The following is a 24,953-nucleotide window of genomic DNA, read 5'->3' on the forward strand; positions in this document are numbered from 1 at the left end:
GTCCTTATATCAACACTCTTTTTTTCTCGATCTTGCGATCTCAAAGTGAGTCCATTTTTGGCCTCGATAACAATTGGTGAAAAAACGAGCTGTCTATATTATCGCCACATCGCAAGATATTTAGGGGAACCATTGGCCCCCACAGGTAAGGAAAAACTCACTCACTACTTCTTTCTTGATATGACTCTTAGATCGCTTATTTCAATCCTCACGTTAAGTTTTGCTTCGTTTTCTGCGTTCAGCTTTCAACTTCCAGCGTCGATGTTATCGATGAACAGCGAGCTGGCAGCATCACCGGCGAAATCTGCGCTGGCGCATCAGGAAACAGGCCCGCTGCGCTCGCGTATTCTCGATCAATACCAGAAGTGGAAAGGCACCCAGTACCAGTGGGGCGGAACCACGCATCGCGGGGTGGATTGCTCCGCGCTCGTGCAGCACCTGTTCACCGATGCGGCGCATCTTAATTTGCCGCGCACGACGAGTGAACAGATCCATCGCGGCGTGCAGGTGGCACAATACCGCCTGAGAGCCGGCGATCTGGTCTTCTTCCAGACGGGCCCGAACCGCAAGCACGTCGGCGTTTATATTGGCAAAAACCAGTTTATTCATGCCTCAACCAGTCAGGGCGTAACGGTTTCAACCCTGACGGATGATTACTGGCAGGCACACTACATTACCGCCCGTCGCATTGCAGGCAGTGCGGCCTGACAGCATCAGATGATGTCATCCACTACGCCACCATCGACGCGCAGCGCCGCGCCCGAGGTGGCGGAGGCCTGGGTCGAACAGACATAAATCACCATATTGGCTACCTCTTCAACCGTGGCCGCGCGCTGGATAACCGAGCTGGGGCGGTTGGCCATCACAAACTCTTTCGCCAGCTGCTCCAGCGATTTGCCGGTTTTTTCGATTCCATCTTTCATCATCTCTGCGAAACCGTCAGACATCGTCGGGCCCGGCAGGACGCTGTTCACCGTCACGCCGCTCCCCGCCACGAACTTCGCCAGCCCGCGCGCCAGCGAGAGCTGCGCCGTTTTGGTCACGCCGTAGTGGATCATATCCGCCGGGATATTGCAGGCCGACTCGGAGGAGATAAACACCACGCGTCCCCAGCCTTTCTGCACCATGCCCGGCAGCAGGGCGCGGGAAAGGCGCACGCCGGACATCACGTTGGTCTGCCAGTAACGCTCCCAGGTCTCATCGTCGGTGGCATAGAAATCCTGAGGACCGTAAATCCCGGCGTTGTTGACCAGAATATCGACGTTATTCGCCACCTTCAGAAGCGACTCGACCCCTTCCGCCGTGCTGAGATCGGCAATCGCGGCGCGCACCTGCACGCCCGGCACCACCTGCTGGAGCTGCTGAATGCCTTTATTCACCGATTCCGTGCTGCGGCCATTGACGATCACTTCCGCACCGCTTTCTGCCAGACCTCTGGCAATGGCGAACCCGATCCCGCCGGTTGAGGCGGTCACCAGCGCCACTTTCCCCGCAAAGTCGATTTTCATCATCTGCTCCTTCTCGATTTAACGTTCGGACCTTAAAGCGTAGCAGGTGAGGATGACGGCTCCTGGCTAAAAAGGCGCAATAGCGTCTCAACCTGTTCATCAAGCGGGGCGAGGGAACGCTTAACAATCAGGTGTAGCGGCGTTGCCCTGCGCGCGCCGTGGCTCAGCGGCAGGCGTTTCAGTACGCCCTGATCCAGCTGGGTCTGGATGCGTTCCTCTGGCAGCCAGCCGTAGCCGACCTGAGAGACGACGGCCTCTATGGCGGCGTCGATGGTGGAGAAGGTCCACGACTCGCCGGCCGCACGCGCGGCGGGCTGGCTGTCCGCAATCTGGATGAGCGGCCACGGGCGCAGCATCTCATCATTGAGCGGCGCGTCGAGGTGAAAGAGGGGATGCCGGGAATGGGCCACGGCAACAAAGTCGATATTCATCAGCCATTCGCCGAGCCCGGTGATATCCTGGCGGCGGGTTAAGACCATCACATCGGCTTCGTCGTTAATGGCGTCGGCGCGGGTATTTTCCAGCACCTCGGTGAGACGGACCTGGGTCTGAGGATACTGCTGCTGGAACTGACGCAGGATAGCGAACAGGCGGCGGCGCGGGAAAATGGAGTCCACCACCAGATCTAACCGCGTGCGCATCCCGTTGCGAAGGGTTGCTGCGCGCGTCTCAACGTACGAAAAAGCTTTCAGCAGCGGTTTAACCTGGTTGAGAAGAAGCTCTCCGGCCGGGGTTAACACCGCCCGTCGCCCCTCCGGCACCAGCAGCGCCACGCCGAGTCGCTCCTGCAGCAGCGACAGGTTATAGCTCACCGAGGACTGGCTGCGGTGGGTTTCTTCCGCGGCTTTGGCAAAGCTGCCCGCTTCCACCACTCTTTCCAGTAAAGCCCATTGTTCCAGCGTCGTCTTATGCATGATTTATCTAAAATTTGGATGAATTTGATTAAAACATAGCGTTATTCATTCATTTTTTGAAGGGGTACGATCGTCTCATCAAAACAAAGGAGACATCTTATGAACACCTTCGACAAACACGACTTAAGCGGCTTCGTTGGCAAACATCTTGTATATACCTACGATAACGGCTGGAACTACGAGATTTACGTAAAAAATGAGACTACGCTTGATTACCGTATTCACAGCGGTCTCGTGGCCAACCGTTGGGTGAAAGATCAGCAGGCTTACATCGTGCGGGTAGGGGAAAGCATCTATAAAATTTCCTGGACCGAGCCAACCGGTACCGACGTCAGCCTGATCGTGAACCTGGGCGACAAGCTGTTCCACGGCACCATCTTCTTCCCACGCTGGGTCATGAACAATCCGGAAAAAACCGTCTGCTTCCAGAACGATCATATTCCGCTGATGAACAGCTATCGCGATGCGGGTCCGGCGTATCCAACGGAAGTGATTGATGAATTTGCTACGATCACCTTTGTGCGCGACTGCGGTGCCAATAATGAAAGCGTTATTGCCTGTGCGGCCAGTGAATTGCCGAATGATTTTCCTGCTAATCTTAACTAAGCGCGACAGTTGATTCCGCGACAATTGATATTAATAGAAAGTTCCCGGAGGATGACGGAATTCCCTCCAAACCTCCGGGATTTTTATTTTGGTTGAGTATTCATTTACTTTTCTTATAATTTTAATGTAAACGAAATGAAATAGTAGAGTAATCGCTGTGAGTCCACCCGCAAAAAACAAAAAAATAGTTAGAATCACTATCTTGCTGTTGTAAAACGATTTTCTATTCCCTTCTATGTGCTGTTTCCCTTCTGCTTCTCACCTGTCTTAATTTTTTCCTAAGAAAACGACGCTACTTTTGCTTCAGTTGATGGTTTGTTGACATAACTGTAATAGCGACTTAATTTTATTTGGTCTTTATTTAATAACCATCTTGCATGATTCCATTGAGCTGCCCATTACGACAGCGCAGTAAAAGATGACGCCTTTAATACAGCAAGGAAATTAATAATGAGTGATTTTCTGCCTTTTTCGCGACCGTCGATGGGCGCTGAGGAAATTGCGGCGCTTCAGGACGTTTTGATGTCGGGCTGGATCACCACTGGGCCAAAGAATCAGGAACTTGAAGAGGCATTCTGTCAGCTTACCGGGAATCAGCATGCGATTGCCGTCTGTTCAGCCACCGCGGGTATGCACGTCACGCTGATGGCGCTGGATATTGGCCCGGGCGATGAAGTTATTACCCCTTCCCAGACCTGGGTATCTACGCTGAATATGATCGTGTTGCTGGGCGCCACGCCGGTCATGATCGATGTGGACAAAGATACATTAATGGTGACGCCAGAAGCCGTTGAAGCCGCCATTACCCCGCGTACCAAAGCCATTATTCCCGTTCATTATGCCGGCGCGCCGTGTGAAATCGACGCCATTCATGCCATCGGTGAACGTCACGGTATTCCGGTTATTGAAGATGCGGCCCATGCCGCCGGAACCTACTACAAGAACCGTCATGTGGGCTGGAAAGGAACGGCGATTTTTTCCTTCCACGCCATTAAAAATATGACCTGCGCGGAAGGGGGTTTAGTCGTCACGGATAATGCCCAGCTGGCGCAGCGGATCCGCAGCCTGAAATTCCATGGCCTGGGCGTAGATGCCTATGACCGCCAGACGCACGGCCGCGCGCCGCAGGCGGAAGTGATCGCGCCGGGCTATAAATACAACCTGGCGGACATCAACGCCGCGCTGGCGCTGGTGCAGTTAGGCAAGCTGAAAGAGGCCAACAGGCGCCGCCAGGAAATTGCTGAACGCTATCTGCGTGAGCTTGCCGATACGCCGTTCCAGCCGCTCACCATTCCGTCATGGCCGCACGTGCACGCCTGGCACCTGTTTATTATTCGCGTTGACGAAGCGCGCTGCGGAATTTCCCGCGACAGCCTGATGGCGGCGCTGAAAGAGAAAGGCATCGGTACTGGCCTCCACTTCCGCGCGGCGCACACCCAAAAATACTACCGCGAGCGTTTTCCTGATGTATCGCTCCCGAATTCTGAATGGAATAGCGCGCGTATTTGTTCTCTCCCTCTTTTCCCGGACATGACTCATGACGACACAACCCGCGTCATTACCGCACTCCATCAGCTTGCAGGACATTGATATGTTCAGTGCACCGCCCGTACAAAAAGTTTCCGTGGTAATCCCGGTTTATAACGAGCAGGAGAGCCTGCCCGAACTGATCCGCCGTACAACCGCCGCCTGCGACACGATGGGCAAGGCTTATGAAATTCTGCTGGTAGATGACGGCAGTAGCGATAATTCCGCGCTGATGCTGACTGAGGCCGCGCAGGCAGAAGGCAGCCATATTGTTGCCGTGCTGCTCAACCGCAACTACGGCCAGCACTCGGCGATTATGGCGGGGTTTAGCCACGTCACGGGCGATCTGATCATCACCCTGGACGCTGACCTGCAAAACCCGCCGGAAGAGATCCCGCGTCTGGTCGCCAAAGCCGATGAAGGCTATGACGTGGTCGGCACGGTGCGTCAGAACCGTCAGGACAGTCTGTTCCGCAAGCTGGCCTCACGCACCATCAACCGTCTTATCCAGCGAACGACCGGTAAAGCGATGGGCGATTACGGCTGCATGCTGCGCGCCTACCGCCGCCACATTGTCGACGCGATGCTGCACTGCCATGAGCGCAGCACCTTTATTCCGATCCTCGCCAACACCTTTGCCCGCAAGGCAACGGAAATTCCGGTTCTGCATGCCGAGCGCGAGCACGGGGAGTCGAAGTACAGCTTTATGCGTCTCATCAACCTGATGTATGACCTCATCACCTGCCTGACCACCACGCCGCTGCGTCTGCTGAGCGTTTTCGGCAGCATCATCGCCGTGGCCGGGTTTGCGCTGTCCGTTCTGCTGGTGGTGCTGCGACTGGTCTTTGGCCCGCAGTGGGCGGCGGAAGGGGTCTTCATGCTCTTTGCCGTGCTGTTTATGTTCATCGGCGCCCAGTTTGTCGGGATGGGCCTTCTCGGTGAATACATTGGCCGTATCTATAACGATGTTCGCGCGCGTCCGCGCTACTTTATTCAACGTGTTGTCCGTCAGGAACACAAAGCATCTCAAGAGGAAATTCACCCATGAAAGCTGTTGTATTTGCCTATCACGATATGGGGTGCACGGGCACGCTGGCCCTGCTGGAAGCGGGCTATGACATTGCGGCAATCTTTACCCATCCGGACACGGCCGGAGAGAATAACTTTTTTGGCTCCGTGGCGCGTATCGCCGCCGAGCGCGGGATCCCGGTTTATGCACCGGACGATGTAAACCACCCGCTGTGGGTGGATCGCATCCGCGCGCTCGCGCCTGACGTGATTTTCTCGTTCTACTATCGCAATCTGCTTTCCGACGAGATCTTAGGTCTGGCCGCAAAAGGCGCCTTTAATCTTCACGGCTCTCTGCTTCCCGCCTACCGTGGCCGCGCTCCGCTGAACTGGGTGCTGGTGAACGGTGAAACGGAAACGGGCGTGACGCTGCACCGCATGGTGCGCCGTGCTGACGCGGGCGCTATCGTGGCACAGCAGAAGGTCGCTATTGATGCGGACGAAACGGCGCTGCAGCTGCATCAAAAGCTGAATGCAACGGCGCAGACGCTGCTGCGTGATGCCCTTCCCGCCATCCTCAGCGGCACCTTCAGCGAGACCGCGCAGGATGAGAGCAAGGCAAGCAGCTTCGGCCGCCGCGCGCCGGAAGATGGCCGTCTGGACTGGAACAAGCCCGCCCGCCAGCTGCACAACCTGGTGCGTGCCGTGACCGATCCGTGGCCGGGCGCGTACAGCTTTGCTGGCGTAAGCAAATTTATCGTCTGGAAATCCCGCGTGCGTGACGACATCCCTGCTGCCAAACCGGGCACCGTCGTCTCTGTCTCCCCGCTGATTGTGAGCTGCGGCGAGCAGGCGCTGGAGATCGTCACCGGACAAACCGACAACGGCCTGTACGTTCAGGGCACGCAGCTGGCACAGTCTCTGGGTCTGGTGGCCGGGGCGCTGATCACCAGCGCACCGGTTGTTGCCATCAAACGCCGTACCCGCGTGCTGATCCTCGGCGTGAACGGCTTTATCGGTAACCACCTGACAGAACGTCTGCTCAAAGACGATAACTACGAGATCTACGGTCTGGATATTGGCTCAGATGCGATCAGCCGTTTCCTCGATAACCCGCGTTTCCACTTCGTGGAAGGGGATATCAGCATCCATTCCGAGTGGATCGAATACCACATTAAAAAATGCGACGTGGTGCTGCCGCTGGTCGCCATTGCCACCCCGATTGAGTACACCCGTAACCCGCTTCGCGTGTTCGAGCTGGACTTCGAAGAGAACCTGAAGATCATCCGCGACTGCGTGAAATACGACAAGCGCATCATCTTCCCGTCCACGTCTGAAGTGTACGGCATGTGTACCGATAAGAACTTCGATGAAGACACCTCCAACCTGGTGGTCGGGCCGATCAACAAACAGCGCTGGATTTACTCCGTCTCCAAACAGCTGCTGGACCGCGTGATTTGGGCCTACGGTGAGAAAGAGGGCCTGCGCTTTACTCTGTTCCGTCCGTTCAACTGGATGGGCCCGCGTCTGGATAACCTGAACGCGGCGCGTATCGGCAGCTCCCGTGCGATCACCCAGCTGATCCTGAACCTGGTGGAAGGCTCGCCAATTAAGCTTATCGAAGGCGGGAAACAGAAACGCTGCTTTACCGATATCAGCGACGGTATCGAAGCGCTGTTCCGCATCATCGAAAACAAAGATAACCGCTGCAACGGTGAAATCATCAACATCGGTAACCCGGACAACGAAGCGAGCATTCGCGAGTTGGCAGAGATGCTGCTGGCCAGCTTTGAGCGTCATCCGCTGCGCGATAAATTCCCACCGTTTGCCGGCTTCCGCGAAGTGGAAAGCAGCAGCTACTACGGCAAAGGTTATCAGGACGTTGAGCACCGTAAGCCAAGCATTCGCAACGCGAAGCGCTGCCTGAACTGGACGCCGACGGTGAAGATGGAGCTGACCATCGATGAGACGCTCGATTTCTTCCTGCGCACCGTGGAGCTGTCGGAACAGGACTCATGAAAAAAGTCGGTTTACGCATTGATGTCGACACCTTCAGGGGAACGCGTGACGGCGTACCCAAACTGCTGGAACTGCTGAGCAAGCACGGTGTGCGTTCCAGCATTTTCTTCAGCGTGGGGCCTGACAACATGGGACGCCATTTATGGCGTCTGGTTAAACCGGCATTTCTGTTCAAAATGCTGCGCTCGCGCGCAGCATCCCTCTACGGCTGGGATATTTTGCTGGCCGGCACCGCCTGGCCCGGCAGACGTATCGGCGCGGGTAATGAAGCCGTTATCCGAGAGGCGGCCCGGCTACATGAGGTGGGTCTGCACGCCTGGGACCACCATGCCTGGCAAGCCTGGGCGGGCGTCTGGGATATCCCGCGCCTGTCCCGTGAGGTTGAGCGTGGGATGCTGGAGCTGGAGGCCATTACCGGTCAGCCCGTGCGCTGCTCCGCCGTGGCGGGATGGCGTGCGGATCAGCGCGTCGTGAAGGCCAAAGAAGCCTTCGCGTTTCGCTACAACAGCGATTGCCGCGGAACCGGGCCCTTTTTGCCGCTGTTAGGCGAAAATCGCTACGGTACCGTGCAAATTCCGGTCACGCTTCCTACCTGGGATGAAGTGGTCGGGCGCGAGGTGAAGGCTGATGAGTTCAATCGCTACATTCTGGACCGCATCCATCGTGACGCCGGCACGCCGGTGTATACCATCCATGCCGAAGTGGAAGGGATTGCGTATCAGCATGATTTCGACGAACTGCTGACGATGGCCGCTCAGGAGGGCATTGAATTTTGCCCATTGAGCGAGCTGCTGCCGGACGACCTCAGCACCCTGCCCGTGGGTAAAGTCGTACGCAATGAAATGGCTGGCCGGGAAGGCTGGCTTGGCTATCAACAAACCGTGAGTCCGGTCCCATGAAAACAGCCCGTTATGGCTTAGCGCTTTTCGCACTGTTTATCGTTTACTACCTCATTCCGGTCGATGTCCGTCTGCTCTGGCAGCCTGATGAAACGCGCTATGCGGAAATCAGCCGCGAAATGCTGGCATCCGGAGACTGGGTTGTCCCGCATTTTCTGGGGCTGCGTTACTTTGAAAAACCGATTGCTGGCTACTGGATCAACAGCATCGGGCAGCTGCTGTTCGGGCACTCCAACCTCGCCGTGCGCGCCGGTTCTATATTCTCTACCGGGTTAGCGGCGCTGCTGGTTATCTGGATGGCCTGGCGTCTCTGGCGAGATAAGCGGACCGCCATTTTCGCCGGTCTTATCTTCCTGACCCTGTTCCTGGTGTATGGCATCGGCACGTATGCGGTGCTGGATCCTATCATCACCCTGTGGCTGGTGGCGGCGATGTGCAGCTTCTGGCTGGCCTCACAGGCACAAACCGTTGCAGGAAAAGCGGGTGGCTATGTGCTGCTTGGGCTGGCCTGCGGGATGGGGGTGATGACCAAAGGCTTCCTGGCGCTGGCGGTACCGGTGATTGGCGTGCTGCCGTGGGTGATCGCCCAGAAGCGCTGGAAAGAGGTGCTGATTTTTGGCTGGCTCGCGATCCTGAGCTGCGTGCTGATTGTTCTGCCGTGGGGGCTGGCTATTGCCCAGCGTGAGCCTGACTTCTGGCGTTACTTCTTCTGGGTTGAGCATATTCAGCGTTTTGCCCAGAGCGACGCGCAGCACAAAGCCCCGTTCTGGTACTACATACCGTTCCTGATTGCGGGCAGCCTGCCGTGGCTTGCGCTTTTGCCCGGCGCGTTTCGTCTCGGCTGGAATGACAGACAAAACGCGGGTGGCGGGTTCTATCTGCTGGGATGGGTGGTGATGCCGCTGCTGTTCTTCAGCATCGCCAAAGGCAAGCTGCCGACCTATATCCTGCCGTGCTTTGCCCCGCTGGCTATCCTGATGGCGCGCTATGCCTGCCTCGCGGCGGAAAAAGGTGCCAGAGCGTTACGCATTAACGGCGGGATTAACCTGGCGTTTGGCATTATCGGCGTGGTGGCGGCGCTGGTGGTCTCGCCGTGGGGACTGTCTAAGCATCCGGTCTGGACGTCGGTCGAACTGTATAAAGTCTTCTGTGCGGTGGTGGCGTTCCTCATCTGGGCCGCGGTAGGCTGGTTTACGTTCAGACAGAGCCAGCAGCGCTGGTGGCTGGCGGCACTGTGCCCTGCCGGGCTGGCGCTGCTGATTGGTTTTGCCATTCCGAACCTGGTAGTGGATTCCAAACAGCCGCAGTCGCTGGTCGATACCGTGCGCGAGCCGCTTCAGGAAAGCCGCTTCGTGCTGGCCAATAACGTGGGCGTGGCCGCGGGCCTGGCGTGGGAGCTGAAGCGCAATGACATCACGATGTTCGATCAGAGCGGCGAACTGCGCTACGGGCTGGATTATCCCGATGCGAAAGATCGTTATGTTGATAAAGATGATTTCGCGCAGTGGCTGGCGGAGCATCGTCAGCAGGGGCGCGTATCGCTGGTGATTCTTCTGTCAAAACACGATGAAATCGCGCGCGCAAATCTGCCGAAACCGGACAGCCTGTATATCCAGGGGCGTCTGGCCTTGCTGGAGTACCTGCCGAAGTGATGACCTGGATCTGGCTGATACTGGCAAGCCTGCTCAGCTGTGCGGGCCAGCTGTGTCAGAAACAGGCCACCCGTCCGGCGAAAGCCGGGCGGCGCGGGGCGCATATCGCGCTGTGGCTTGGCCTGGCACTGCTGGCGCTGGGCTGCGGGATGCTGGTCTGGCTGGTGGTGCTGCAACGCCTGCCCGTCGGCATCGCGTACCCTATGCTGAGCCTCAATTTTGTCTGGGTGACGCTGGCGGCGAAGGCGTTCTGGCGTGAGCACGTTGCTGCGCATCACTGGCTGGGGGTGGGGTTCATCATCATTGGGATTGTTATCCTGGGAGGGAGCCTGTGAAAGGTGCATTCTGGGCCTTATGCAGCGTGCTGTTAGTCAGCGCGGCGCAGCTGCTGCTGCGCAATGCCATGCAGGCATTGCCACCGGTCAGTGAGATCCTGGCGTTTGTTTCCGCGCTGTGGCACTTCTCGTCCGGCACGGGTGCGCTGCTGCTGGGGTTGACGGGGTACGTGGCCTCGATGGGCTGCTGGTATCTGGCGCTGCACCGTATGGCGCTCAGCAAAGCCTATGCCCTGCTGAGCCTCAGCTATATTCTGGTGTGGGGCGCCGCGATCCTGCTGCCCGGCTGGGGAGAGCGCTTCTCCTGGCACGGGCTGGTGGGCGTCGGGTTTATTATTCTGGGCGTGTTAGTGATTTTTCTGCCCCGAATGTCCCAACGTGAATAATCGACTCGTGGGTCAGGGTATAAGGGGTCGATGTGCAGACGGCAAGGCTCAGCGAGCCGACCTGTAGCTGACTGACCGCGTGCGTCTGCGCGGTGCTGTCGATGCTGACAATCTGCCAGGCGCTGCCGCCACGCTGTTTCACAATCGCTTCTTTACGCGTCCAGATACGCCAGAAGGCGGAAAGCCGTTCCTCGGGCGCTTCACGCTCCAGCTCGTCATGCTCCGTCATGCTGAATACCGCATTAGCCAGCGCCTGCCAGTTTTTCCTCGGGCGAATCACTTCGATATCGCAGCCGACCTCGCCTTCATCGCTCATCAGCAGGGCGATATCGTCACCGCTGTGGCTCAGGTTAAACCACAGCGGATGACCCTTCGCAAAGGCCGGTTTGCCCTGCTCGCCGTAAATGATGTCGGGGAGTGGGTGAGGGGATAACGTTCTGGCGAGCAGCGTCCTCCCGGCCAGCCAGGAGGCCTGTCGGGCACCCTGAGGCGCCCTGTCTGCGAGCGCTGACGCCAGCGGGTCCTCGCAAAGGGTGGAGATTTTTCCCAGTACAAACTGGTACATAGTTACGCCCAGCGTTTAATGATAATCGAGGTGTTGATGCCGCCAAACGCGAAGTTATTGCTCTGCAGATACTCGCAGTCAATCTGACGGGCTTCTCCCATAATATAATCTAAAGCACCGCATTGCTCATCCGGCTGCGTTAAATTGAGCGTCGGGGCAAACCAGCCTTCACGCATCATCTGCAGGCTCATCCACGCTTCCAGCGCGCCGCAGGCACCCAGCGTATGGCCAAAATAGCTCTTCAGCGAGGACACCGGCACGCTGTCACCATAGATAGCGGCGGTGGCCAGGCTTTCAGCGATATCGCCGCGATCGGTGGCGGTACCGTGCGCGGAGATATACCCCATATCCCTGGCGCTTAATCCCGCCATGGCCAGCGACTGCTCCATGCAAATCTGCATGGTTTCACGCTGAGGCTGGGTGATATGGGCCGCGTCACAGTTAGTGGCAAAGCCCACGATTTCACCGTAGATCGTGGCCCCGCGCGCTTTGGCGTGCTCCAGCTCTTCGAGTATCAGGGTACCCGCACCTTCCCCAATCACCAGACCATCGCGCTGCGTATCAAATGGCGACGGGGTGTGTTTAGGCGCGTCATTGCGCTGGCTGGTGGCGAACAGCGTATCAAATACCGCCGCTTCAGACGGACACAGCTCCTCAGCGCCCCCCGCGACCATGACGGTCTGATAGCCGTGGCGAATGGCCTCCCAGGCGTAGCCAATCGCCTGGCTGCCGGAGGTACAGGCGCTTGAGGTCGGGATGACGCGGCCACGTAGTCCAAAGAACAGGCCGGTATTCACCGCCGTAGTGTGCGGCATCATCTGGACGTAGGTTGTTCCGGTGATGTTATTGGTGTGCTTTTCGGTGAGCATGGTCGCGAATTCGCTGACGGGCCCGGTACTGCCAGTCGAAGAACCGTAGGCGATACCGGTTTGACCGCTGGTGAGCACCGCTTCGCCAATCAGTCCCGCCTGCTCCAGCGCCAGCTCGGTGGCGCGGGTCGACATCAGCGACACCCGGCCCATGGCGCGAATACGCTTGCGGGTATAGTGTTCCGGCAGCGTGAAATCATCGATCGGCGCGCCCAGGAGGGTATGCAAGCCATCATACACCTGCCATTCCGGCATTTTACGCACCGCGTTTTCATACGCCAGCAGCCTGCTGGAAACGGATTGCCAGCTTTCGCCAAAGGCGGTCACGCCGCCCATGCCCGTAATCACCACGCGACGCGTCATAGCATGCCTCCGTTAATGGAAATGACCTGCCGGGTAACGTAGCCCGCAATATCCGACATCAAATAGCTTGCCAGCCCGGCGACCTCCTCAGCCTGGCCCATACGTTTCATTGGGATGATGGACATCGCTTCCTTCAGCGCGGCTTCTTCCATCTCAATCATGCCGGTATCAATCAGGCCCGGGGCAATGCAGTTGACGGTGATTTTGCGTTTTGCCAGCTCAATCGCCAGCGCTTTGGTGGCGCCGATAATGCCCGCTTTGGCCGCGCTGTAGTTGACCTGTCCGCGGTTGCCCATCACGCCGGACACGGACGATAAGGTGATAATGCGCCCCCCTTTACGGGTGCCAATCATCGGCATAATGCAGGGGTGAATGACGTTATAAAAACTGTCGAGATTGGTGTGGATCACGCTGTCCCAGTCGTCTTCGCTCAGCGCCGGAAAGGCGCCGTCGCGCGTAATTCCGGCGTTGCTGACCACGCCATACCATGCGCCATGGGCTTCAATCTCCTGCTCCAGCACCTCGCGGCACTGTTCGCGGTTGCCCACATCAAAGGCGAGTAAACGACCGTTGCCACCCGCCTGCGTGATGGCGTCCAGCGTCTCCTGCGCGCCTGCGGCATCACGATGGTAATGCACGCCTACGGTAAACCCGTCGGCGGCAAGCTGGCGGGCGATGGCGCGCCCTATGCCTTTGCTGGCCCCTGTGACCAGTACGGAACGACTCATGCGTTAGATCCCTGATTAAAAAGCGATGTTAATTCTTCTGCGCTCGGCTGGAAGGTGTTGACCCGGCCCGTGGCCAGCGTTTCTTCATTCGCGGAAATCGCGCATTCAAAACTGCCGAAGCGTTCGTCCTGCATCAGCAGCTTAACGGTGATGTCCAGCGTCAGGCCTGCGGCGAAATGCCCGCTGGCGCAAACCAGCTCGCGCGCGCCGAGCACCATGCCCAGCGCGATATGATCCTGCCCCTGCTGCTGGCGATTCCAGCCTGACCAGACGCCGACGGTCTGCGCCATCAGCTCAAGCGCGTACCAGCCCGGCAGGTCGCCATCGGCATTGAGAAACGGCGCCAGCGCGCTTTGCCCGTTGACGGCCACGCGGCAGACCGCCGTGTCGACCGTGACGCACTCAACGGACCCCAGCAGCATCATTGGCGCCTCGTGCGGCAGATAGGCTTCGGGTGATAAGTAGCTCATGAGGCTCTCCCCAGCAGGATGCTGGCGTTATTGCCGCCAAACGCGAACGAGTTAGACAAAATGACCGGTTTTTTCAGAGCGGTGCGGTGGTGCAGCAGGCCGCACGGCGCCAGCGTGTCGTCCGGTGCGTAGCGAGCGAAGTCCTGCGGCGGCAACGGCAGATCGCGCGTCAGGATCAGCCAGCTCAGGGCCGCTTCGGTAATACCGGCGGCGCCCAGCGTATGGCCGGTAAGGTGTTTGGTTGAGCTGCACGGCACGCCTTCCCCGAAGAGATCGTGAACCACCTGCGATTCAATCTGATCGTTGAGCGGCGTGGCCGTGCCGTGCAGGTTGATGTAGCCGATATCCTGCGGCTGCATACCCGCTTCGTTAAGCGCCTGCGCGATAGCCCTGATCGCCCCTTCGCCCTGCGGATGCGGAGCGGAAATATGGTACGCATCGCTGGATTCGCCCGTTCCGAGCAGCGCCACGTCGGCGGGCTCCCGGCTCAATACCATCAGCGCGGCGGCTTCACCAATGGTGATCCCCCGGCGGTCGCGACCAAACGGCTCGCAGAGCGTAGGGGAGAAGGATTCAAGGCTGTTAAAGCCGTTGACGGGCATCCGGCTCAGGGTATCGGCCCCGCCGACAATGGCGATGTCCACCAGCCCGGCTTCAATCAGACGTTTGCCGCCGATCATCGCCCGCGCGCTGGAAGAGCAGGCCGTGGAGATCGTATAGGCCGGGCCTTCGAGCTGAAGCCAGTTGGCGAGGAAGCGGGACGGATCGCCCAGCTCCTGCTGCGGATACTGCCAGCGCGTGCTCGCTTCGCCATGGGTCATGCGGCGCACGTGCTCATCGCCCTCATCCAGCCCGGAGGTGCTGGTCCCCAGCACCACGGCCACGCGGTCGCGACCGACGCGGGCGATGGCCTCGTCAACGGCGGGCTGAATCTGCGCCAGCGCGGCCAGCAGCAGCTGGTTATTGCGGGTGCGGTGTGCGGAGAAGGCGTCCGGGATGGGCGGCAGCTCGCCTTCCACGCCGCCCAGTACGGCTTCGGGTGAACCCTGCAGCCAGCCGGTCCGGGCGTGCATCCCCGGCGCCACGCCAGCCGTCAGGTTTGCGGCAATCTCGTCAGGCGAGTTGCCCAGCGCGTTGACCATGCCAACAGCGGATATATAAATCATCTCAGTCACCCAGATATTGAATGGTGATGTGGTATTTGAACACGTGCTGCTCGATGCTGATCGGCTCGCGCTTGCCTTTGCGCTGCAGGTAGACAATCTCCGTCACCAGCTTGCCGCTGGCGTTACGAAGCTCGCGTCGATCGCCATTGTCCGTTAACGTCCAGCCCTTCGGCAACTGCGGCTGCCAGGCGCTAATCGGCCAGTGGCTGAGCATCACGTCGGCCAGCACCTGGCTGGCGGGCGGCAGCTGCGGCACGACGATCGACTGCTCGGTATGAATACCGGTCTCATCGTACGTTGCCAGGAACAGGCGAATGCCCACGGAAGAGAGCCCGGCCAGCGTGACCTTATGCGCATCCGCGTTGAGCATCACCAGCAGAGACTGCGTTTGTCCGTTAAAGCTGCCGGTCAGCAGCTGCTGGGAGCTTACCGCCGGGCTGATGCCGGGCGGCGGCAGCGTAACTCTGGTGCCCGGCTGGAGCCAGGCCTGAGGCCGCGTCTCTTTGGTATCGGTCGAATGGCTGCAGCCTGCCAGCAGCAGCGCCGCGGCCAGCGCGGCGGCGCGGTATAAAGCGTTCATTTACGTTTTCTCTCTTTCTTATCCGGCATCGCCAGCGGAGCCAGCAGGAAGGCGGTAAAAATACCGCTCACCAGCACGATGCCAAAGCTGCTGATGGCCTGGGTGGCGCTGAAGACGAGCATGCCGAGCGTCAGCAGCGTGGTCATCATGGCCAGCGTAATCGCCAGCATTGAGGTCAGCGGCGTACCGCGCGGGTTGCTGAAAAACAGCGTGTAGTTAATGCCAATGCCGAGCACCAGTACCAGCGCCAGCAGTGAGAACAGATTCACCGGATGGCCCGTTGCGGCCAGCACCGCCAGGCCGCAGCTCAGTGACAGCACGGACGGCACCAGGCTTATCAGCCCTTTACGCCAGCCGAGGCGCAGCATCGCCCCGCAGGCAATCACCGCCAGCGCGGCAAACAGTAGCCCCGTCAGCAGCGTGCGATAGAGTGCAAACAGGCTGTCAAAGCTGGCTTTGCGATCGACCCAGACGACGCCGTCATGGCGCGCGGCCAGTTCACCGAGGTACGCGCTGTTTTTCGCGCCGTCCACCGGCACCAGCACGCCGCTTTCCCCGTCGGGCAGGGTCAGCCAGAGAAGACGCCAGCCTTCGCTGGCCGGGCTTTTAAGCCACGCGTCCACGCTGACCGGCATGGCGTCGAGATTCGGGGATACGGCGTTGAGCCCGGCGCTTTTCAGCACGTTTGTTACCGCAGGCGCGGCGTTCTGCAGCAGCGTAAGATCGCTTTTCTGGCGGGCCAGCGAGTTCAGCGGCAGGGTGCGCCAGCGGGCGATCTCCCCGGCTTTTTGCGCCTCGGCCAGCGCCGGGGTAAAGGCTTCCAGTCGCTCCAGCGTTTGCTGAGGCGAGGCGCCATGCACCACAAACCATTTCTGATCGACGCTCTGTCCGGTCAGGGCGGTAATGGCCTTCTCCTGCGCCAGAATATCCTTCGGCAGGGCCTGCAGCTGGGTGATGTCGTCGTCCACCATCAGGGTGCTCATCCCCACGGCGGAAAGCAGCGCCAGCGCGACGGGCAGGCCAACGGACAATTTTTTATTGCGTCGCCAGGCGGCCAGCCAGCGCAGCATGATAACCATCAGCGGAACCGGGCGCACCGGTAAGCCCCGGCACAGCCACGGATGCCAGAAAATCACCGTCAGGCAGGAGGCGCTCAGCCCCACGGCGGCGAACACCGCCATCTGGCGGATCCCGGGGAAGGGGGCCAGCATCATAATCAGGTAGGCGGCAACGGTCGTCAGCAGCGCCAGCAGCAGCGCATTGCGTACTTTGGCCAGGCTTTGCCAGGGGGAGTGCTCCGCGCCGTGCACCATCCGTTCGGTCAGGTAGTAGAGCGTGTAGTCGGCTGAAATACCGATGATGCTCATGCTCATCACCAGCGTCATCAGGTGCAGTTCGCCAAAGAGCAGCAGCGTCACCACCGTGCCCGCCAGCGCGCCGATGGCAATGGAGAGCACGCTCAGCAGCAGCGGGCGCAGAGAGCGGAACACCGCCACGATGAGCAGGAACACGCCAAGCAGGGTGGCGATGCCCAGCGTCGAGACGTCGCGTTTGGCCTGCTGGCTGGCGTAATCGCTGTAGAACACGGTTCCGCGTGAGAGCAGCTGCGCCTGCGGGAAACGGGCTTTTAGCGTCTCCTGCAGCGCGTTAAGCGTCGTCACCAGCCGGTGGGTCTGCTGCATATCAAATGACGAGCCCTTCAGCTCGCCGTGAAGCAGATACCAGTAGTTTCCCGCCTCATCTTGTGTGACCAGCCAGCCGTCCATCAGCCGCAGCTTCTGGCCGTTTTGCGCCAGCGCGAGCTGGGAGCCGCGAATCAGCATCAGGGGATCGTTTTGCAGCTCTTTGCCGCTGACGCCGGAAAAGGCCGAATAGAGCTGAGATAAAATCCACTGCGCCTGCGCTTCTCCGCCGTTTTGCAGGCGGGCGCGGGTGGCGGGATCGATCAGGCCATTCCGGTGCTGCCAGAAGAATTCTCCCCAGGCCTTTTGCCCGGCGGCGTCCATCGGGCCTTTGACCTCGCTGAGCGAATCGCTGCTTTGCAGCAGCGCCAGCCACTGCTGCGCCACGCGCGGATCGGGCTCTTTGCCGGGGCTGACCATCCAGACCAGCTGGCGGTCAAGACGCTGCATAAATCCGTCGTTGAGCGCTGGCGGGATCGCCCCCAGCGTCTGTTTCGGCAGCATGGCCAGCACGCTGCTGTTCAGACGCGCGCCGGGCAGCAGCGACAGCAGTACGCCCAGCAGAATGAGGCATAGCGTGGCCCACAGCAGCGCCGGGCGCAGGGATTTACGGTGCGGCAAAGCGTTGGCGTTCGTCATCGGTCAGGCTGGCGGGCGTCAGTTGGTGGCGTGAAAGGGCGATATCGGTACGGTCGCCCTGTTTGTCGTTGAGGCGAATCGTCTCCAGATAGGTCGCGCCGCCCAGCTCGAGGGTGGCGAAAATCTTGTCCAGCGGCGTCGTTTTGGGCGTGAGCACCAGCGACCAGCGGCCCGCGCCCAGGTCTTTAAAATCGATGCGGAAGTTCTCTTCAAGCACCTTGCGGTCGGCCTGGAACAGGGCCCGCAGAAGATGGTTGAACTGGAACATCTGCGGATTATTGTCGGCGGTGACGGTCTGCGGCGGCTGGCCGTTAATCGCCTGCACCATCCGCTTGTCGTCCAGCAGGAGAGTCATCGGAAACGGCGCTTTTTGATCCCACAGCAGGCCGCTGTCGCGGGCGATCAGCATCTCGCCCTGCGAGCGCAGCGGCTGCGGCATATCTTTTATCGTGCGAACCTGTTCGAAGTGCGCGCGCACGACAGGCTGCTCGGTGAAGCGCTGCTGCAGTTCATCCAGCGTCACGGCGCTGACCAGCGGGCTGACGATCAGCGCCAGCAAAGGCAACCATTTCATGGCGTCACTCCCATTCGTTCAAACAGTATTGCCGGGCTCACAAAGCACATTTCGCGGGTAGCTTCTTCTACCGCTACCTGGATGGTGTAACCGGTCGTGGTGCGTTTGCCGGTCTGCGCATCGAAAATTTGATAGGCAATGCGCAGACGGTTTTCATACTCTTCAACGTGCGCGCGGACGCGAATACGCTGCTCAAAGGTCACCGCATCGCGGTATTTCACCCGGGTATCGACGACGGGCCAGACGTAGCCGGAGGCCTTCATCTGGCGATAGCCATAGTCAAACTGATTGAGCAGCGCCTCGCGGGCGATCTCAAAGTAGCGGAAATAGTTACCGTGCCAGACCACGCCCATCATATCGACGTCGTGGAACGGAACGGTGATCTCGACTTCAGTCGTAAAGCGGGGATCGGTCAGCACCCTTTACTCCTTCTCTCTGGACTCTGGCAGATGCCAGAAATCGAAAAAATTAAACCAGTCGAGCGGCGACATGAGGGCGTAATGCTCCAGCCGCTGCGCGTAGCGATCGACGGTCTCCTGCAGCGCCTGCTGGCGTTCACCGCGCGGCAGGCGCAGCGGGTCGGCAAACGGTTCGCAGTGCAGGACGAGCTTCCCCCGCTGGTGCAGGGCAAAAATCAGCACCACCGGGCAGCGCAGGATAGAGGCCAGGATAAACGGCCCCTGTGGGAACGGCGCAGGCTGGCCCATGAACGGGCTCCAGATCACCCGCCACTCGCTGCCACGCTGCGGATTCACCGCGATGCGATCGCCCACAATCGCGACCCACTCTCCGCGCTCAAGCTTCTCTTTGATGGCGATGGCGGTGTCCGGGCCGATGTCGGTAACCGACATCAAATTCACGCCCGCCTGGGGCGCCATTTCGCTCATTATCTGCTTAAAGCGCTGGGCGTTCTCGCTGAAGACCAGGGCGGTGATAGTTTTGCTGCCGTCCAGCTGGGCCAGCGCCCGGCAGGCCTCTACGTCGCCAAGGTGCGAGGCGAGCAGGAGCTTGCCCTGCGGCGCCGCGATATCTAGCGCTTCGCTCGCGCCGGGGGCAAAGACCACGTCGCGATCAAACTTCAGCTCACCGCGCCAGCTGGCGACTTTATCCAGCATCGCGTTGCCGAAGCGCATGAAATGGAAAAAGCTGTTGAGCCGCGGGGGAACGGGCATGTTCCGCTGACGCAGCTCGTGCTTCACCCTTCCAATCCACTGCCGCGAGGCCTGCCGCGCCGGACGCGCGATAAGCCAGTACACGCCGATCGTTGGCCACAGCAGGACGGTAAAGGCCCGGCGCCCCATCAGCTTCCAGACGCGCAGCATCAGGCGCATGCCCCGCAGTCCCTTGACCTCGTCCTGCTGCGCCCAGTGCTGGCGGCGTCGACGGAAAAGCAGGCCGGGCATGCGGGGCAGCATGCCGAAGAACAGCCGGGTATGCATCAGGGAGATCCGCACGTTATCTTTTAACGCGTCGAAGTGGGATAACCCGTCCTGCGGATAGGTGACGCGGGTGGGCAGAAAGACGCTGGTGTTGCCCTGCCAGTAGAGACGGACCATCACTTCGGTGTCAAAGTCCATCCGTTTGCCGAGCGTTTCACGCGCTGCCAGCCGCAGCGTGGGCGCGACCGGGTAGACCCGAAAGCCGCACATGCTGTCTTTAAGCTGCAGGGATAAGGTCTCAATCCACACCCAGACGTGGGTTACCCAGCGTCCGTAGAGCCGCGAGCGTGGAATGGAATCATCGTAAATGGGCTGGCCGGAAATCAGCGCGTCCGGGTGGCGCTCCGCCAGCGCCAGCAGTTTGGGAATATCTTCGATGGCGTGTTGACCGTCCGCGTCCACCTGCACGGCGTGGGTATAGCCCGCGCGCGCGCACGCCTCCAGCCCCCTGATGACCGCGGCACCTTTCCCGGCGTTTTGCGCCAGACGGATCAGCGTCATCTGCGGCTGTTCTGCCGCCAGGCGTTCGAGCTCCTGACGGGTGCTCGCTTCGCTGCCGTCATCCACCACCAGGCACGGCAGGCCGAACGGCGCGAGACGCGACATCACGCGGGCGATCATGGCGCCGTGGTTGTAGCACGGGATCAGCACGCAGGGGCGAAAGATCACTGACATAGACGGATTTTTCCGCTGCTGGCGGTATGGCGTTCCGCCCCGGCGTGACGCTGGTAGCTGAAGGTCAGCATCTGACGTTCGGCATGCCACTCAAGCACCAGCGTCACCGTGGTTTCCGGCAGCAGAGGCGCCTGGAACTTCACGTTTTGAATGCTGTGAAAACGGTAGCCCGGCGCCAGTAACGTCGTGGCGTAGTGCATCACCCAGTCAAGCTGCGCAACGCCGGGCAGCAGCGGCTGTACGGCAAAATGGCCATGAAACCAGAACAGAGCCGCGTCGAGATGCAAAATGATTTCCAGCTTCTCCGGCTGTGTCTGGTGGCGCTCAATTTCATGAATTTTCATGAAATAACTCCTCTAACTGCGCATAGACACGCTTGTTCATACTGTTTACCGGCATTTCATCGACAATGCGCCAGTAGCGCGGAACGGCGACCGGCTCAAGCCACGGCAGCAGGGCGCGACGCCAGGCAAATTCCTGCGCTTTTTTATCCTGCATATACCCGCGCTGGCGAACCGCTTCGTCCAGGACCAGCAGTGCGCCAATCCCCTGACGGCCTCCGCGCGTGACAGGCAGTACAGCCGCTTCGCAAATGCCGTCGAGCTCCAGCAGGCGACGTTCGATCTCGTTAAGCGAGATGCGCTTTTCTTCAATTTTGACCACCCGCCCGCGACGACCGGCGATGCTGAACAGCCCCTCGCTGTCGAAGTGGAGGATATCGTCCAGCTGGAGTCCTTCAGCCTCGTGGATCAGTGGCGACGTGACGCGACAGGCTTCATCTTCCTGATGGAAGATAACGCCGGGGAACGCGAGCCACGGCACGTTATCCTGCTGGCGATGGCGCCAGGCGAGGATCCCGGTTTCGGTGCTGCCATAAATTTCATCCGGGCAGATGTTAAGCCAGCCCGCGGTGGTGGCGACGTCACACCAGGGCAGCATTCCGCCTGCTGAAATCAGCATTCTGACGGGCGGCGCGGGCAGCTCCGTATCCAGGCGCTTCAGGAACGCCGGGCTGCTGATGAACAGGTAATGCCGGTCATGAGGAAGGGCGGCCAGCTGCTCTGCGTAGTAGAGCATCGCGGCATGCAGCGGCAGGCCCAGCGCCATCGGCAATACGATGCGGAATGTCAGGCCGTACAGATGTTGCGGTACGACCGAAGCGACAATGCTACAGCCGGCCAGACGATTGCCGAAGCGGTCAGCCAGCAGACGGGCTTCGCGATCCAGGCTGACGATGTGCTTAATCACCCGGCGCGGTGTACCCGTGGAGCCGGAGGTGAACAGTTCAACGAAGCGGCTTTCGTCAATCTCCGGCAGGGGCGCCCAGCGGCTAGCCGTCTGATGGCTGGAGGCCACCACGATCAGCTTGCCATGGAAATCGAGAGTCCGATCGCTCAGAACGCCGCTAAACAACGACTGCTGTTCTTCAAGCTGCGAGACGCGGCTATGGCCGGGGATGACCGGCGTTTTACCGGCATGCAGCGAGGCCAGCAGCGCAACGATAAACAGGTAGCTGTTTTCAAAGCACAGCGCCCAGCGCTCGCCTTCCTGCTGACGCAGGGTGTCGACCAGCAAGGTCACGTCGTGGCGCAGCTGGCCCAGCGTCCAGGTGCGATCGTCAAGCCAGGCAACGGGCATGTCGTCAGGGCGGGGCGCATTTAACCACTGGCCCAGCGGAAGGGGGTTAGTCATTGTGCATCTCTTTTTTAATCACCCGCTGGCGCACCAGCCACTCGGTCGCCATCAGCGTTCCCATCAGGATATAAGCGACCATACCGTTCCACAGCGTCCACAGATGCATATCGCCGTGGAGCACGGTGAACAGCGCCATCGCGCCGTTTCCGATGAAAAAGCCGCACCAGACGACGGTCACCTTGCGGGTATAGCGCACGCCCTCCGGGGGCAGATCTGGCTCGCGCAGGCGCGCCAGCCGCTCGACCAGCGGCATCGCGGTCCACAGTGAACCGCCGAACACGGCCAGCATCACCAGGTTGACGACCACCGGGTAGAACAGCAGCCACTGGTGGGTTTTCAGCAGGTAGCTTGCCGCGCAGAGCGCAATGCCCGCGAGCGCCACGCACTGCACCACATACCGCATCGGGCCAGCGTTACGCCGCGCCTGGCGCAGCCGCAGCAGCAACACCAGCGCCATCACCGGCAACAGCCACTGCAGGCTGTTGTGGGTTAGCCCAAATCCAATCAGGAAGGGCCACGCCAGCAGCATCAGCCCCGTCAGCAGTGGGATGAGCGGGAACGTCCGTCCACCACGCACGCCGTCTTACTCTTCGCGCAGAAGCTGTTCGACGGCGTCTACCACATCCTGAACGGTACGAACCGACTTGAAGGTTTCCGGCTTGATTTTCTTGCCCGTTTTCTTCTGCAGATGAACAATCATGTCCACCGCGTCAATGCTGTCCAGCTCCAGGTCTTCGTAAAGACGGGCTTCGGGCGTAATGTCCTGCGGGTCGATTTCAAAGAGCTTGGTCAGAAGGCCGCAGACTTCCTGGTATATGTTTTCTTGTTCAGTCATCGTTCACATCTCAGGCGCGTTGAGCGTTGATAAAGGACGCCAGCGTGGCGACGGAAAAGAAGTGCTGGCGCATCTCTTCGCTTTCAGCAGAAAGCACCACGCCATACTGGTTTTTCACGGCCAGACCCAGTTCCAGCGCGTCAATGGAGTCCAGACCCAGCCCATCGCCAAACAGCGCGGCGTCGGTATCAATATCCTCTGCGGTAAGCTCGTCCAGATTCAGCGTAGTGATAATGAGATTCTTAATTTCAAGATAAAGCGCTTGCATCATTAATTCCTGACAAAGATTGAAGGCCTGATGTTAATCGATGCTGCAGATGCCGGTTTAACTGCCTTGCCGCCAGCGCCGGTTCTTGTTCATTTGCATCGTAAAATTCGTCGATGTTCACGCGGTCGCGGACATCCACGGTGAAAACAGGTTTTTCTGGCGGTACATCATACCAGCGGCTTTTTTTATCCAGCAGGTGTTCGCTACAGTGGATCAGCACCACCCGCAGATCGCTGTTACAGCGCACGGCGATATTTGCCGCGCCGCGCTGGAGGGAGATAGCCTCCCCAAACCGGGTACGCGTGCCTTCCGGGAAGATTAACAGCGTGTCGCCCTGAGCCAGACGCTGCTGGCTGGCCGCGAGCAGAGGCTCGGCTTCGCTGTTAATCAGGTAATCCGCCGCGCGGATGACGCCGCTGACAAAGGGATTGCGCAGCAGCGCGCTTTTCACCAGGCAGTCGGTTTCGGGCATCACCGACGCCAGAATCACGTAGTCTATTAACGTGGGGTGGTTTGCCACCACCAGACAACCCCGATCGCTTCGCAGCGCGTCAAGATTGTGAATGCGATAGTCCAGTACTCCGAGGCCGCGCGCCACGGTCAGGAAGAAGCGGAAGCTGGCCGCAATGCTGCGACGCGCCAGGCGACGACGGCTGGCGCGGTCGCGCTGGACGATCAGCAGCAGGTTGAACCAGACCAGCGACAGCAGCAGCCCGCCCACGCCAAACAGCGCGAAGCAGAAGCCGGTCATCGCCAGGCGCCATAACCAGTTGATACGGGCAGCAAGGCGGTTCATGCGCGCGTCCATTGCCACAGCAAACGTTCGCCGGGCACCACAAACTGACGTTCCTCGCTGAGATAGCGCTGCAGGAACATCAGGCTTTGCGGCAGGGCGGGTTCTTCACCCGTGCTGCCGCTGCGGGTTTCACACTGCATTTCGTTGCCGGATTCAATCACCAGCGCCAGCGCGTACGGCCAGGTGGGCATCTGCGGCGGTAGCGCCGGATGGTAAAATTCCGGCAGCGCGCCGTCAAAATCGACCAGCAGGACGCGGGAATAGCCCGCCTGCAGCAGGCTCAGCACTTCGCATAAGGCCTGCTGGAAGGTGTCCAGCCCGGCAGAAATGGATGACGAGACGATGGCCTGGCGTGCGGTGATCGTGAGATTACCGACCGCGGAATTGTGCACGGACATCGCGAAGTCGGTGGGTGAAACGGACTGCCCGGTCGCCAGAGCATGCAGAATACGGTCGTTGCGCTCCAGCTCGCCGTGGCGGCTGGCATAGACGACGGCATCAATAGCGTGGTTTTGCAGCATGACAAGACCAATATCCACCGCCAGCTTACTTCCGGAATTGAGGCGGCGCGCGGTCATCATGGGTAAAGCGGTCAGGCGGGGAAGCGGGGCCGCTGGATCGACGGTTAGCTGCAGGCGCGACCACGCCTGCCACTCTGTGGCATCGCTGAGTCCTGGCGCTCTTGCCTGCCAGTCGATAATGTTCAGTGAAAATTTCATCTACGCGCGTCCGCGACAAATAACCGTATTCAAAGG

General features: G+C 59.7%; 28 protein-coding genes. 9 read left to right on the forward strand and 19 right to left on the reverse strand.

The annotated features are described in order from the left end of the window. Positions 1 to 180 precede the first annotated feature (180 nt). Positions 181 to 708, forward strand: a complete 528-nt coding sequence (locus tag P346_RS03465; RefSeq protein ID WP_032662154.1) for an NlpC/P60 family protein — start codon at positions 181 to 183, stop codon at positions 706 to 708. A gap of 5 nt (positions 709 to 713) precedes the next feature. Here the strand turns inward: P346_RS03465 and P346_RS03460 are convergent, their stop codons facing one another. After that, positions 714 to 1,508: an SDR family NAD(P)-dependent oxidoreductase gene (locus P346_RS03460; protein ID WP_032662155.1), complete on the reverse strand. Its 795-nt coding sequence runs from the start codon at positions 1,506 to 1,508 to the stop codon at positions 714 to 716. Between the two features lie 32 nt (positions 1,509 to 1,540). Then, complete coding sequence (locus tag P346_RS03455) at positions 1,541 to 2,422, reverse strand: LysR family transcriptional regulator (protein WP_032662157.1); 882 nt, start codon at positions 2,420 to 2,422, stop codon at positions 1,541 to 1,543. Between the two features lie 99 nt (positions 2,423 to 2,521). Between P346_RS03455 and P346_RS03450 the strand changes: the two genes are divergently transcribed. From P346_RS03450 to arnF, 8 genes are all read left to right on the forward strand, one after another. Next, positions 2,522 to 3,028 (forward strand): phenolic acid decarboxylase, encoded by a 507-nt coding sequence (locus P346_RS03450; protein ID WP_024908855.1) that lies wholly within the window; start codon positions 2,522 to 2,524, stop codon positions 3,026 to 3,028. Between the two features lie 450 nt (positions 3,029 to 3,478). Next, entirely contained in the window at positions 3,479 to 4,618 is a 1,140-nt protein-coding gene (gene arnB, locus P346_RS03445) for a UDP-4-amino-4-deoxy-L-arabinose aminotransferase (RefSeq protein ID WP_032662159.1), read from the forward strand. Between the two features lies 1 nt (position 4,619). Next, positions 4,620 to 5,603 carry an undecaprenyl-phosphate 4-deoxy-4-formamido-L-arabinose transferase gene (gene arnC, locus P346_RS03440; protein WP_023333737.1) on the forward strand — a complete coding sequence of 328 codons (984 nt, stop codon included), beginning with the start codon at positions 4,620 to 4,622 and terminating at the stop codon, positions 5,601 to 5,603. After that, the gene (gene arnA, locus P346_RS03435) at positions 5,600 to 7,582 is read left to right on the forward strand and encodes a bifunctional UDP-4-amino-4-deoxy-L-arabinose formyltransferase/UDP-glucuronic acid oxidase ArnA (RefSeq protein WP_032662160.1); all 1,983 of its coding nucleotides are present in this window, start codon (positions 5,600 to 5,602) and stop codon (positions 7,580 to 7,582) included. The genes arnC and arnA overlap by 4 nt, the downstream gene beginning before the upstream one ends. Next, positions 7,579 to 8,481, forward strand: coding sequence for a 4-deoxy-4-formamido-L-arabinose-phosphoundecaprenol deformylase (gene arnD / locus P346_RS03430; RefSeq protein WP_032662162.1), 903 nt, complete (start codon positions 7,579 to 7,581; stop codon positions 8,479 to 8,481). The genes arnA and arnD overlap by 4 nt, the downstream gene beginning before the upstream one ends. Beyond that, on the forward strand, positions 8,478 to 10,133 hold the full coding sequence (gene arnT, locus P346_RS03425; protein ID WP_032662164.1) for a lipid IV(A) 4-amino-4-deoxy-L-arabinosyltransferase: 1,656 nt from the start codon (positions 8,478 to 8,480) through the stop codon (positions 10,131 to 10,133). The genes arnD and arnT overlap by 4 nt, the downstream gene beginning before the upstream one ends. Beyond that, the gene (arnE, locus tag P346_RS03420) at positions 10,130 to 10,468 is read left to right on the forward strand and encodes a 4-amino-4-deoxy-L-arabinose-phosphoundecaprenol flippase subunit ArnE (protein ID WP_071995995.1); all 339 of its coding nucleotides are present in this window, start codon (positions 10,130 to 10,132) and stop codon (positions 10,466 to 10,468) included. The genes arnT and arnE overlap by 4 nt, the downstream gene beginning before the upstream one ends. After that, on the forward strand, positions 10,465 to 10,854 hold the full coding sequence (gene arnF / locus P346_RS03415; RefSeq protein WP_032662177.1) for a 4-amino-4-deoxy-L-arabinose-phosphoundecaprenol flippase subunit ArnF: 390 nt from the start codon (positions 10,465 to 10,467) through the stop codon (positions 10,852 to 10,854). The genes arnE and arnF overlap by 4 nt, the downstream gene beginning before the upstream one ends. Here arnF and acpT read toward each other — a convergent pair. From acpT to P346_RS03330, 17 genes are read right to left on the reverse strand one after another with little or no spacing between them, the layout of a single operon-like run. Beyond that, entirely contained in the window at positions 10,802 to 11,419 is a 618-nt protein-coding gene (gene acpT, locus P346_RS03410) for a 4'-phosphopantetheinyl transferase AcpT (RefSeq protein WP_032662180.1), read from the reverse strand. The genes arnF and acpT overlap by 53 nt on opposite strands. Before the next feature lie 2 nt (positions 11,420 to 11,421). Continuing rightward, positions 11,422 to 12,651 carry a beta-ketoacyl-ACP synthase gene (locus tag P346_RS03405; protein ID WP_032662184.1) on the reverse strand — a complete coding sequence of 410 codons (1,230 nt, stop codon included), beginning with the start codon at positions 12,649 to 12,651 and terminating at the stop codon, positions 11,422 to 11,424. After that, complete coding sequence (locus P346_RS03400; RefSeq protein WP_032662188.1) at positions 12,648 to 13,379, reverse strand: 3-ketoacyl-ACP reductase FabG2; 732 nt, start codon at positions 13,377 to 13,379, stop codon at positions 12,648 to 12,650. Before P346_RS03400 ends, P346_RS03405 begins: the two co-directional genes overlap by 4 nt. Further along, the gene (locus P346_RS03395; RefSeq protein WP_032662192.1) at positions 13,376 to 13,849 is read right to left on the reverse strand and encodes an ApeP family dehydratase; all 474 of its coding nucleotides are present in this window, start codon (positions 13,847 to 13,849) and stop codon (positions 13,376 to 13,378) included. Before P346_RS03395 ends, P346_RS03400 begins: the two co-directional genes overlap by 4 nt. Beyond that, on the reverse strand, positions 13,846 to 15,015 hold the full coding sequence (locus P346_RS03390) for a beta-ketoacyl-[acyl-carrier-protein] synthase family protein (RefSeq protein WP_032662196.1): 1,170 nt from the start codon (positions 15,013 to 15,015) through the stop codon (positions 13,846 to 13,848). The genes P346_RS03395 and P346_RS03390 overlap by 4 nt, the downstream gene beginning before the upstream one ends. Position 15,016: 1 nt before the next feature. Next, positions 15,017 to 15,595 carry a DUF3261 domain-containing protein gene (locus P346_RS03385; RefSeq protein ID WP_032662197.1) on the reverse strand — a complete coding sequence of 193 codons (579 nt, stop codon included), beginning with the start codon at positions 15,593 to 15,595 and terminating at the stop codon, positions 15,017 to 15,019. Beyond that, the gene (locus tag P346_RS03380; protein ID WP_032662199.1) at positions 15,592 to 17,916 is read right to left on the reverse strand and encodes an MMPL family transporter; all 2,325 of its coding nucleotides are present in this window, start codon (positions 17,914 to 17,916) and stop codon (positions 15,592 to 15,594) included. Before P346_RS03380 ends, P346_RS03385 begins: the two co-directional genes overlap by 4 nt. Next, positions 17,885 to 18,490, reverse strand: a complete 606-nt coding sequence (locus P346_RS03375) for an outer membrane lipoprotein carrier protein LolA (RefSeq protein WP_032662200.1) — start codon at positions 18,488 to 18,490, stop codon at positions 17,885 to 17,887. The genes P346_RS03380 and P346_RS03375 overlap by 32 nt, the downstream gene beginning before the upstream one ends. After that, a complete protein-coding gene (locus P346_RS03370; RefSeq protein WP_023309526.1) occupies positions 18,487 to 18,909 on the reverse strand; it encodes an acyl-CoA thioesterase in 423 nt (140 codons plus the stop codon). The genes P346_RS03375 and P346_RS03370 overlap by 4 nt, the downstream gene beginning before the upstream one ends. 3 nt (positions 18,910 to 18,912) lie before the next feature. Then, complete coding sequence (locus P346_RS03365; protein ID WP_032662203.1) at positions 18,913 to 20,604, reverse strand: glycosyltransferase family 2 protein; 1,692 nt, start codon at positions 20,602 to 20,604, stop codon at positions 18,913 to 18,915. Then, positions 20,595 to 20,948: an ApeI family dehydratase gene (locus tag P346_RS03360; RefSeq protein WP_032662205.1), complete on the reverse strand. Its 354-nt coding sequence runs from the start codon at positions 20,946 to 20,948 to the stop codon at positions 20,595 to 20,597. The genes P346_RS03365 and P346_RS03360 overlap by 10 nt, the downstream gene beginning before the upstream one ends. Continuing rightward, positions 20,935 to 22,296: an AMP-binding protein gene (locus P346_RS03355; protein WP_032662208.1), complete on the reverse strand. Its 1,362-nt coding sequence runs from the start codon at positions 22,294 to 22,296 to the stop codon at positions 20,935 to 20,937. Before P346_RS03355 ends, P346_RS03360 begins: the two co-directional genes overlap by 14 nt. Next, positions 22,289 to 22,828, reverse strand: coding sequence for a hypothetical protein (locus tag P346_RS03350; protein WP_208399516.1), 540 nt, complete (start codon positions 22,826 to 22,828; stop codon positions 22,289 to 22,291). The genes P346_RS03355 and P346_RS03350 overlap by 8 nt, the downstream gene beginning before the upstream one ends. Before the next feature lie 54 nt (positions 22,829 to 22,882). Beyond that, positions 22,883 to 23,134, reverse strand: a complete 252-nt coding sequence (locus tag P346_RS03345) for an acyl carrier protein (RefSeq protein WP_032662212.1) — start codon at positions 23,132 to 23,134, stop codon at positions 22,883 to 22,885. A gap of 10 nt (positions 23,135 to 23,144) precedes the next feature. Further along, positions 23,145 to 23,402: a phosphopantetheine-binding protein gene (locus P346_RS03340; protein ID WP_008503081.1), complete on the reverse strand. Its 258-nt coding sequence runs from the start codon at positions 23,400 to 23,402 to the stop codon at positions 23,145 to 23,147. Then, on the reverse strand, positions 23,383 to 24,198 hold the full coding sequence (locus tag P346_RS03335) for a lysophospholipid acyltransferase family protein (protein WP_032662215.1): 816 nt from the start codon (positions 24,196 to 24,198) through the stop codon (positions 23,383 to 23,385). The genes P346_RS03340 and P346_RS03335 overlap by 20 nt, the downstream gene beginning before the upstream one ends. Beyond that, positions 24,195 to 24,917, reverse strand: a complete 723-nt coding sequence (locus P346_RS03330; protein WP_032662217.1) for a beta-ketoacyl synthase chain length factor — start codon at positions 24,915 to 24,917, stop codon at positions 24,195 to 24,197. The genes P346_RS03335 and P346_RS03330 overlap by 4 nt, the downstream gene beginning before the upstream one ends. Positions 24,918 to 24,953: the final 36 nt, after the last annotated feature.

It is taken from the genome of Enterobacter sp. DC1, assembly GCF_000568075.1.
Classification (GTDB): Bacteria; Pseudomonadota; Gammaproteobacteria; order Enterobacterales; family Enterobacteriaceae; genus Enterobacter; species Enterobacter asburiae.

What these genes read in the sequence shown, in the direction of transcription:
- P346_RS03465 (WP_032662154.1), top strand. Translation starts at nt 181, where the DNA reads ATGACTCTTAGATCGCTTATTTCAATCCTCACGTTAAGTTTTGCTTCG.
- P346_RS03460 (WP_032662155.1), bottom strand. Translation starts at nt 1,508, where the DNA reads ATGAAAATCGACTTTGCGGGGAAAGTGGCGCTGGTGACCGCCTCAACC.
- P346_RS03455 (WP_032662157.1), bottom strand. Translation starts at nt 2,422, where the DNA reads ATGCATAAGACGACGCTGGAACAATGGGCTTTACTGGAAAGAGTGGTG.
- P346_RS03450 (WP_024908855.1), top strand. Translation starts at nt 2,522, where the DNA reads ATGAACACCTTCGACAAACACGACTTAAGCGGCTTCGTTGGCAAACAT.
- arnB (WP_032662159.1), top strand. Translation starts at nt 3,479, where the DNA reads ATGAGTGATTTTCTGCCTTTTTCGCGACCGTCGATGGGCGCTGAGGAA.
- arnC (WP_023333737.1), top strand. Translation starts at nt 4,620, where the DNA reads ATGTTCAGTGCACCGCCCGTACAAAAAGTTTCCGTGGTAATCCCGGTT.
- arnA (WP_032662160.1), top strand. Translation starts at nt 5,600, where the DNA reads ATGAAAGCTGTTGTATTTGCCTATCACGATATGGGGTGCACGGGCACG.
- arnD (WP_032662162.1), top strand. Translation starts at nt 7,579, where the DNA reads ATGAAAAAAGTCGGTTTACGCATTGATGTCGACACCTTCAGGGGAACG.
- arnT (WP_032662164.1), top strand. Translation starts at nt 8,478, where the DNA reads ATGAAAACAGCCCGTTATGGCTTAGCGCTTTTCGCACTGTTTATCGTT.
- acpT (WP_032662180.1), bottom strand. Translation starts at nt 11,419, where the DNA reads ATGTACCAGTTTGTACTGGGAAAAATCTCCACCCTTTGCGAGGACCCG.
- P346_RS03405 (WP_032662184.1), bottom strand. Translation starts at nt 12,651, where the DNA reads ATGACGCGTCGCGTGGTGATTACGGGCATGGGCGGCGTGACCGCCTTT.
- P346_RS03400 (WP_032662188.1), bottom strand. Translation starts at nt 13,379, where the DNA reads ATGAGTCGTTCCGTACTGGTCACAGGGGCCAGCAAAGGCATAGGGCGC.
- P346_RS03395 (WP_032662192.1), bottom strand. Translation starts at nt 13,849, where the DNA reads ATGAGCTACTTATCACCCGAAGCCTATCTGCCGCACGAGGCGCCAATG.
- P346_RS03390 (WP_032662196.1), bottom strand. Translation starts at nt 15,015, where the DNA reads ATGATTTATATATCCGCTGTTGGCATGGTCAACGCGCTGGGCAACTCG.
- P346_RS03385 (WP_032662197.1), bottom strand. Translation starts at nt 15,595, where the DNA reads ATGAACGCTTTATACCGCGCCGCCGCGCTGGCCGCGGCGCTGCTGCTG.
- P346_RS03380 (WP_032662199.1), bottom strand. Translation starts at nt 17,916, where the DNA reads ATGACGAACGCCAACGCTTTGCCGCACCGTAAATCCCTGCGCCCGGCG.
- P346_RS03375 (WP_032662200.1), bottom strand. Translation starts at nt 18,490, where the DNA reads ATGAAATGGTTGCCTTTGCTGGCGCTGATCGTCAGCCCGCTGGTCAGC.
- P346_RS03365 (WP_032662203.1), bottom strand. Translation starts at nt 20,604, where the DNA reads ATGTCAGTGATCTTTCGCCCCTGCGTGCTGATCCCGTGCTACAACCAC.
- P346_RS03360 (WP_032662205.1), bottom strand. Translation starts at nt 20,948, where the DNA reads ATGAAAATTCATGAAATTGAGCGCCACCAGACACAGCCGGAGAAGCTG.
- P346_RS03355 (WP_032662208.1), bottom strand. Translation starts at nt 22,296, where the DNA reads ATGACTAACCCCCTTCCGCTGGGCCAGTGGTTAAATGCGCCCCGCCCT.
- P346_RS03350 (WP_208399516.1), bottom strand. Translation starts at nt 22,828, where the DNA reads ATGCTGCTGGCGTGGCCCTTCCTGATTGGATTTGGGCTAACCCACAAC.
- P346_RS03345 (WP_032662212.1), bottom strand. Translation starts at nt 23,134, where the DNA reads ATGACTGAACAAGAAAACATATACCAGGAAGTCTGCGGCCTTCTGACC.
- P346_RS03340 (WP_008503081.1), bottom strand. Translation starts at nt 23,402, where the DNA reads ATGCAAGCGCTTTATCTTGAAATTAAGAATCTCATTATCACTACGCTG.
- P346_RS03335 (WP_032662215.1), bottom strand. Translation starts at nt 24,198, where the DNA reads ATGAACCGCCTTGCTGCCCGTATCAACTGGTTATGGCGCCTGGCGATG.
- P346_RS03330 (WP_032662217.1), bottom strand. Translation starts at nt 24,917, where the DNA reads ATGAAATTTTCACTGAACATTATCGACTGGCAGGCAAGAGCGCCAGGA.